Annotated in this window: 8 protein-coding genes; 6 read left to right on the forward strand and 2 right to left on the reverse strand. The window is 46.1% G+C overall.

What is annotated here, in order from left to right; genetic code table 11:
• Positions 1–15: 15 nt before the first annotated feature.
• The 6 genes from FHQ23_RS05525 (at position 16) to FHQ23_RS05550 (ending at position 5,186) form a co-directional block, all read left to right on the forward strand.
• Positions 16–489 carry a PTS sugar transporter subunit IIB gene (locus FHQ23_RS05525; protein ID WP_139611076.1) on the forward strand — a complete coding sequence of 158 codons (474 nt, stop codon included), beginning with the start codon at positions 16–18 and terminating at the stop codon, positions 487–489.
• Positions 490–501: 12 nt separating this feature from the next.
• Positions 502–1,395 carry a PTS mannose/fructose/sorbose/N-acetylgalactosamine transporter subunit IIC gene (locus tag FHQ23_RS05530; protein WP_139613418.1) on the forward strand — a complete coding sequence of 298 codons (894 nt, stop codon included), beginning with the start codon at positions 502–504 and terminating at the stop codon, positions 1,393–1,395.
• Positions 1,382–2,224, forward strand: a complete 843-nt coding sequence (locus FHQ23_RS05535; protein WP_139611074.1) for a PTS system mannose/fructose/sorbose family transporter subunit IID — start codon at positions 1,382–1,384, stop codon at positions 2,222–2,224. Before FHQ23_RS05530 ends, FHQ23_RS05535 begins: the two co-directional genes overlap by 14 nt.
• A 91-nt stretch (positions 2,225–2,315) precedes the next feature.
• The gene (locus tag FHQ23_RS05540) at positions 2,316–2,984 is read left to right on the forward strand and encodes an HAD family hydrolase (RefSeq protein ID WP_139613419.1); all 669 of its coding nucleotides are present in this window, start codon (positions 2,316–2,318) and stop codon (positions 2,982–2,984) included.
• Positions 2,985–2,994: 10 nt separating this feature from the next.
• Positions 2,995–4,785, forward strand: a complete 1,791-nt coding sequence (locus tag FHQ23_RS05545) for a glycoside hydrolase family 35 protein (protein WP_139613420.1) — start codon at positions 2,995–2,997, stop codon at positions 4,783–4,785.
• Between the two features lie 17 nt (positions 4,786–4,802).
• Positions 4,803–5,186, forward strand: coding sequence for a PTS sugar transporter subunit IIA (locus FHQ23_RS05550; RefSeq protein WP_139613421.1), 384 nt, complete (start codon positions 4,803–4,805; stop codon positions 5,184–5,186).
• A gap of 21 nt (positions 5,187–5,207) precedes the next feature.
• On the opposite strand, the gene tadA is transcribed toward FHQ23_RS05550, so the two are convergent.
• On the reverse strand, positions 5,208–5,708 hold the full coding sequence (gene tadA / locus FHQ23_RS05555) for a tRNA adenosine(34) deaminase TadA (protein WP_139613422.1): 501 nt from the start codon (positions 5,706–5,708) through the stop codon (positions 5,208–5,210).
• Positions 5,709–5,912: 204 nt separating this feature from the next.
• Positions 5,913–6,318: DbpA RNA binding domain-containing protein (locus tag FHQ23_RS05560; RefSeq protein ID WP_176552254.1), on the reverse strand; the 406-nt coding region annotated here is incomplete at its 5' end.

Below are 6,318 nucleotides of genomic sequence, written 5' to 3' on the forward strand. Positions count from 1 at the left end.
ACAAGGAGAAAAAACATGGCGATTATTCATACCCGAATTGATGGACGTCTGATTCACGGTCAAGTAGCTAATCTCTGGACTTCTTATCTTAATATTTCACGTATTATGGTGGTGGATGAAGTCGCCGCAAACAACGATATCGACAAAGCAGGGCTGCGTTTAGCCTGCCCTGCCGGTGTCAATTTAAGCGTACTGACCATTGAAAAAGCCGCAAAAAATATCAACGACGGACGCTACGATTCACAACGCGTATTACTGATCACCCGCAATCCTCAAACATTACTCGGACTTGTCGAACATGGGGTAACCCTAACAGAAATCAATGTCGGCAACATGTCACAGACCGAGCATACCCGTTCCATAAAAAAATCCGTCAATATCACCGATAACGATATTCACGTATTCCAACAACTTTCTGCAAAAGGCATTTTTCTGACCGCACAAATGGTGCCCAATGAAGAAAAAATTGACTTAATGAAACTTTTATAAGGGGTACTAATCATGATTGAATGGTGGCAAATTCTATTAATTACCATCTATGCGTTTTATCAAATCTTAGATGAACTAACCATTGTCTCCAGTGCCGGATCACCAGTATTTGCCGGCTTAGTGACTGGGTTAATTATGGGCGATATGACAACCGGTCTGTTAATCGGCGGCTCAATGCAACTGACTGTGCTGGGTGTCGGCACGTTTGGTGGCGCCTCACGGATCGATGCCAACTCCGGTACGGTTATCGCCACCGCATTTTCGATTGCCGTCGGCATGGATCCACAACTGGCACTCACCTCCCTTGCCGTACCGATTGCTGCATTAATGGTCTACACCGATATTCTGGCACGAATGTCAAATGTGTTCTTCGCACACAGAATCGATAAGAATATTAATGACCATGCCTATAGCGCTATCAATATCAATTATCTGTGCGGTGCCATCGCATGGGGATTGTCGCGCGCCCTGCCGATTTTCTTGGCATTAGTATTTGGCGGTCCATTGGTTGAAGCATTAGTTTCTGCGATGCAGTCCGGTATTTTAAAAATTATCGCTGACGGTTTAACACTCGCCGGTGGCGTGCTACCGGCACTGGGTTTTGCGATTTTATTACGCTATCTGCCGACAAAACGCCATATTGCTTACCTGATTCTCAGTTTTGCATTAACCGCGATCCTCATTACACTGTTCGGCAATGTGGCTGCAATCGGCAACGCCTTAGACGGCTTGCTGCCAAGCTCACTTGGTCGCTCTTACAACAGCCTGCCAATGCTGGCAATGGCAGCTATCGGCTTTGCTTTCGCTGTAATGGTTTACCAACGCAGTGTTAATGACAACGACAGCAGCACTTCAGCCAAAAAATCCACATCCGCTACAGGAGAAATCGAAGATGACGAACTCTAATTCCAATAACACTGTCGGCAATCCGAAAAATTATAAATTGACTGATGCTGATTTTCGTCAAATCAACACTCGCAGCCTATTTTTCAACCAACTTGGTTGGAACTACGAGCGGATGCAGGGTTCCGGCTATCTTTGGATTATGTTGCCGCAACTGCGTAAAATGTATGGCGATAATTCGCCGGAATTGAAAAAAATGATGGTGATGCACAACCAATTTTTCAATACCAGCCCATTCTTCAACACAATTGTGAAAGGAATCGACTTGGCATTGGAGGAAAAAGAAGGCGAGAAATCAATTGAGGCGGTTGCCGGAATCAAATCCGGTTTAATGGGACCATTCGCCGCCATTGGTGATGCGATCTTCGGTTCGCTAGTGCCTGCCATTATGGGAGCAATTGCCGCTACGATGGCAATCGGCGGTAATCCGCTTGGGGTGGGTTTGTGGGTGATGGTCGCCATCGCTACTATGGTATTCCGCTGGGTACAACTGAAAATCGCCTACCGCGAAGGGGTGAATCTTGTCACCACCTTAGGACATAAACTGAATGCTTTAACTAACGCCGCTACGGTATTGGGGGTGTTCGTCGTCGGGGTGATGTGTGCCACCATGGTAAATGTTTCCGTTCCGTATGTGGCAACCATCGGTGAAAAAGTCGTGTCTGCACAAGCTAACTTAGATCTTATTTTACCAAGATTAGTACCCGCATTAGTAGTCGGCTTTATCTACTGGCTGTTGGGACGACCGAAAATGTCGTCCAATAAAGCCATTATGATCATCATTGCCTTGTGTATTCTATTCTCTTGGCTCGGCATACTGGCAAAAGGCTAATCAACCGCACTTTGAAGACAAAGCACGCAGCAATGTGTGCTTTGTCTTTACCACAACCTTTGTTAATTGAAGTGAAAACCACGAGGGTAATATGTTAGAAGCGATTATTTTTGATATGGACGGTGTGATCATCGATTCTGAATTTATTGATTTCGCCAATCAAACTGCTTTTATTGGCTCGTTTATCGACGATCCACAAGAACGCGCCCAACTGGACACCTCTGTTTTGGTCGGCAAATCTTACCAAGACTTATATCAAACCATCGCTGAGTTGATTAAACATCGACTGACTTTAGCCGAAATCGAACAGCAACTGGATAAATACAGCGCACAAAGCGTAAAAAATTTATATTATCCCGACATCCTACGCCACGATATTCGCCATATTTTGGATTTTGCCACTGAACACCACATTAAAGTGGCGGTTGCCTCGTCTTCACGCCAACACCATATTGAACACGTTTTAAACGAATGCGGCATTCGACCGCACTTTGACTTGATTGTCAGTGGCGAACATTTTCCACGCAGCAAACCCGATCCAGCAATTTACAACCACACCGTCGCCACTTTACAAGTTGATAAAAACAAGGTGATAGTAATCGAAGATTCCCATTACGGCATCGCCGCCGCCAAAAGTGCGGGACTGAGCGTGATCGCTTATGAAGAAACACGCTTGCCGATTGACCAATCCAGCGCCGATTACTGCGGCAAAGACATGAACGCCATTTTAACCATTATTCAATGCCTACATCAGCAATAAGGAGTAAAACATGCCCTTTCAAATTGGCGAACAGGATTTTCTACTGCACGGCAAGCCGTTTAAAATTATCTCCGGCGCAGTGCACTATTTCCGTATCGTTCCCGATTATTGGTACCGCACTTTGTATAATTTGAAAGCGATGGGGTGTAACAGCGTTGAAACCTATGTGCCATGGAACCTGCATCAACCACAGCCCGATCAATTCTATTTTGACGACAACGCCGATTTAGTCCGTTTTATCCAAACAGCACAACAGCTTGATCTCTATGTTATTTTGCGCCCGTCGCCGTATATTTGCGCCGAATGGGAATTTGGCGGTTTGCCTGCATGGTTGCTGAATATTCCAAATTTACGCCCTCGCAGCAACAGCCCTGAATTTTTAACACCGGTCAAAACCTATCTCGATCATCTATTGCCATTGGTCACGCCCTATCAAATCACGCGCGGCGGCAATATCATTATGATGCAGATCGAAAACGAATACGGATCATTCGGCAATGACAAAGATTACCTACGCGCGATCAAACAGATCATGCTGGAAAACCGGGTCGATGTGCCGCTGTTCACTTCAGACGGCGCATGGCAAAACGCGTTGGAAGCTGGCGCATTGATTGAAGATGATATTTTGCCGACCGGTAACTTTGGTTCACGTAGTGATGAAAATTTAGACCAGTTGCAGCGCTATTTCAGCCGCCACAACCGCACTTTTCCATTGATGTGCATGGAGTTTTGGGATGGGTGGTTTAATCGTTGGAAAGAGCCGGTGATTACGCGCGACGCACAAGATCTTGCCGATTGCACAAAAGCCCTGCTCGACCGCGCGAGTATCAATTTTTATATGTTGCAAGGCGGCACAAATTTCGGTTTTTGGAGCGGTTGCTCCGCACGCGGTGACACCGACTTACCGCAAGTAACCTCCTATGATTATGACGCCCCAATCCGTGAATGGGGTGAACCTTCAGAAAAATTTTATCTGTTACAACAAGTGTTGCAGCAATATCCTGATGCCAGCCCTATTTGTGATCCGATTTTACCGACCTTCACCGCCTATCCGGAACTTGAGCTGCAACAGGAAGTCTGTCTGTTCAGCACCTTGCCTCACATCAGCCAGCGTTACGACAGCAATCACACCCAAAACATGGAACAGCTGGGACACTACTATGGCTACATACTCTACCGCACTTATGCCGACAGTTACAGCCAAGATCTGAAACTGCGGATTTATCAAGGACGCGATCGCATTCAAGTGTTTAACGATCAACAAAAAGTCGCTACCCAATATCAGCACGAAATCGGTAATGATATTATATTGCATACCCCAAAACCGCACTTGCAACTGGATTTGCTGGTGGAAAATATGGGGCGGGTCAATTATGGCGGCAAGCTACTTGCACCAACCCAACACAAAGGCATCAGCGGTGGTGTGGTACTGGATTTACATTTTCACAGCAACTGGCAACAATACGCGTTAGATTTTACCAAACTACACCAGATTGATTTTAGCGGCTCCGCCAACGCCGCCAATCCCTCTTTTTATCAATTTAAATTAACCCTTGAGCAAGCACCACAAGATAGCTTTATTGACACCAGCACACTCGGCAAAGGTGTAATCATCGTCAACGGCAAAAATCTGGGACGCTATTGGTCAGAGGGACCAACCTGCTATCTCTATCTACCGGCGCCATATTTACAGCAAGGCGACAACAGTATTATCGTATTTGAAACTGAAGGTGTACGCCCGACCGCACTTCGATTCAGCGATAAACCAATTTATAAAACCTTAACCAGCCAAAATTTATAATAACTATGGGAGAAAACATGAATATTATTTTAATCAGTCACGGTGAATTCGCTAAAAGCTTACTGGAAACCGCTGAAATGATTCTCGGCAAAATCGAAAACGCCCAGAGCGTCTGTCTTTATCCGCATGAAGGTAGCGGCGACTTCAAACAAAAATTCGAACTGGCTTTAAGCCACACTCGCGGTAAAACGGTGGTGTTGTGCGACATCATGGGCGGCACGCCTTGTAATGTTGCAATGCACTACCTCGACCGCACTTCACTGTATAGCGGTATGAATTTACCCATGCTAATCAGCCTGGTGAGTGAAGGCAACTGCGACGAGCTGATCGAAACTGCCCGTCAACAAATTTATGATGTAGCCGTGCAATTACGCCAGCTACAACAAGAAGATGATGAATAACACTCTATTCAGCGGTGCTGCCTATTCCTGCACAACAGCACACTTTTGTGCACGCTTTTCGGCTCGACGGCGCTGAAAAAAATTACTCAGTTTTTCGCTGCATTGCTGTTGCAATACACCACAGGTGACTTCAAGAAAATGGTTCATTTTATAATCATTAAAAAAATGAAAGCGTGAACCAACTGCGCCGGTTTTGTGATCACTGGCGCCAAATACCAACCGTTTGATTCGACTGTGCAAAATCGCCCCGGCACACATCGTGCAGGGTTCTAGCGTCACATACAGTGTGGTATTGAGCAATCGGTAGTTTTGCAGCGCATTTGCCGCTTGTCGAATCGCTTCGATTTCAGCATGCGCAGTGGGATCGTGTTTTGAAATGGAAGCGTTCCAGCCTTCGCCGATAATTTGCCCGTGCTCATCAACCAACACCGCACCCACCGGAATTTCGCCCAGCGATTCGGCATAATCGGCAAGTGCTAGCGCACGCTGCATAAAGTATTGATCTTGTTCAAGTGTGGTCATGGTGACTCAATCAGGCTACTAACAAAAGATAAAATATACGATTTTTATGGTAAACATAGAAGCGGATTAACTATTCGCACGAACCGCACTTTGGTTTTTTCCATTATGGATTAAATACTTATACCGCACTTCGTAAACGGGCGGATAGTTAATCCGCCCCTACTTTGTCTTATCAACAACGATTGTCAACAGAATAAAAAGGAATTACCCTTCTCTACGCCCAGTACGACGTGGTTTGCGGTCGAAACTTGGTTTGCCACCGCGCTCGTTGCGATCTTGGAAACGATCATTGCCGCGTCCGCCACGGAAATCACTGCGCCCGCCGTCACGGAAACCGCCTTCTCTTTTGCCCCGAGCAAAACCACCTTTACGTTCCCCACGACCGAAACCGCCGTCGCCTTTCACCTCTTCGACAAAACGCATCTGCATTGGTTTATTCAGCACTCGGGTTTTACCAAAATGTTGTAACAACTCTTTCGGCATATCTTTCGGTAATTCGATGGTTGAATAGTCATCGTGCAGTTTGATGTGTCCGATATAACGGCTGTCAATGTCGCCCTCATTGGCGATTGCGCCGACAATATGTTTCACTTCTACCCCGTCGGCACGC

Source organism: Testudinibacter crocodili (genome assembly GCF_006228025.1).
Classification (GTDB): Bacteria; Pseudomonadota; Gammaproteobacteria; order Enterobacterales; family Pasteurellaceae; genus Chelonobacter.

Bases quoted from the DNA above. Each gene is read 5' to 3' on its own strand.
- FHQ23_RS05525 (WP_139611076.1), top strand. From the start codon at position 16: ATGGCGATTATTCATACCCGAATTGATGGACGTCTGATTCACGGTCAA.
- FHQ23_RS05530 (WP_139613418.1), top strand. From the start codon at position 502: ATGATTGAATGGTGGCAAATTCTATTAATTACCATCTATGCGTTTTAT.
- FHQ23_RS05535 (WP_139611074.1), top strand. From the start codon at position 1,382: ATGACGAACTCTAATTCCAATAACACTGTCGGCAATCCGAAAAATTAT.
- FHQ23_RS05540 (WP_139613419.1), top strand. From the start codon at position 2,316: ATGTTAGAAGCGATTATTTTTGATATGGACGGTGTGATCATCGATTCT.
- FHQ23_RS05545 (WP_139613420.1), top strand. From the start codon at position 2,995: ATGCCCTTTCAAATTGGCGAACAGGATTTTCTACTGCACGGCAAGCCG.
- FHQ23_RS05550 (WP_139613421.1), top strand. From the start codon at position 4,803: ATGAATATTATTTTAATCAGTCACGGTGAATTCGCTAAAAGCTTACTG.
- tadA (WP_139613422.1), bottom strand. From the start codon at position 5,708: ATGACCACACTTGAACAAGATCAATACTTTATGCAGCGTGCGCTAGCA.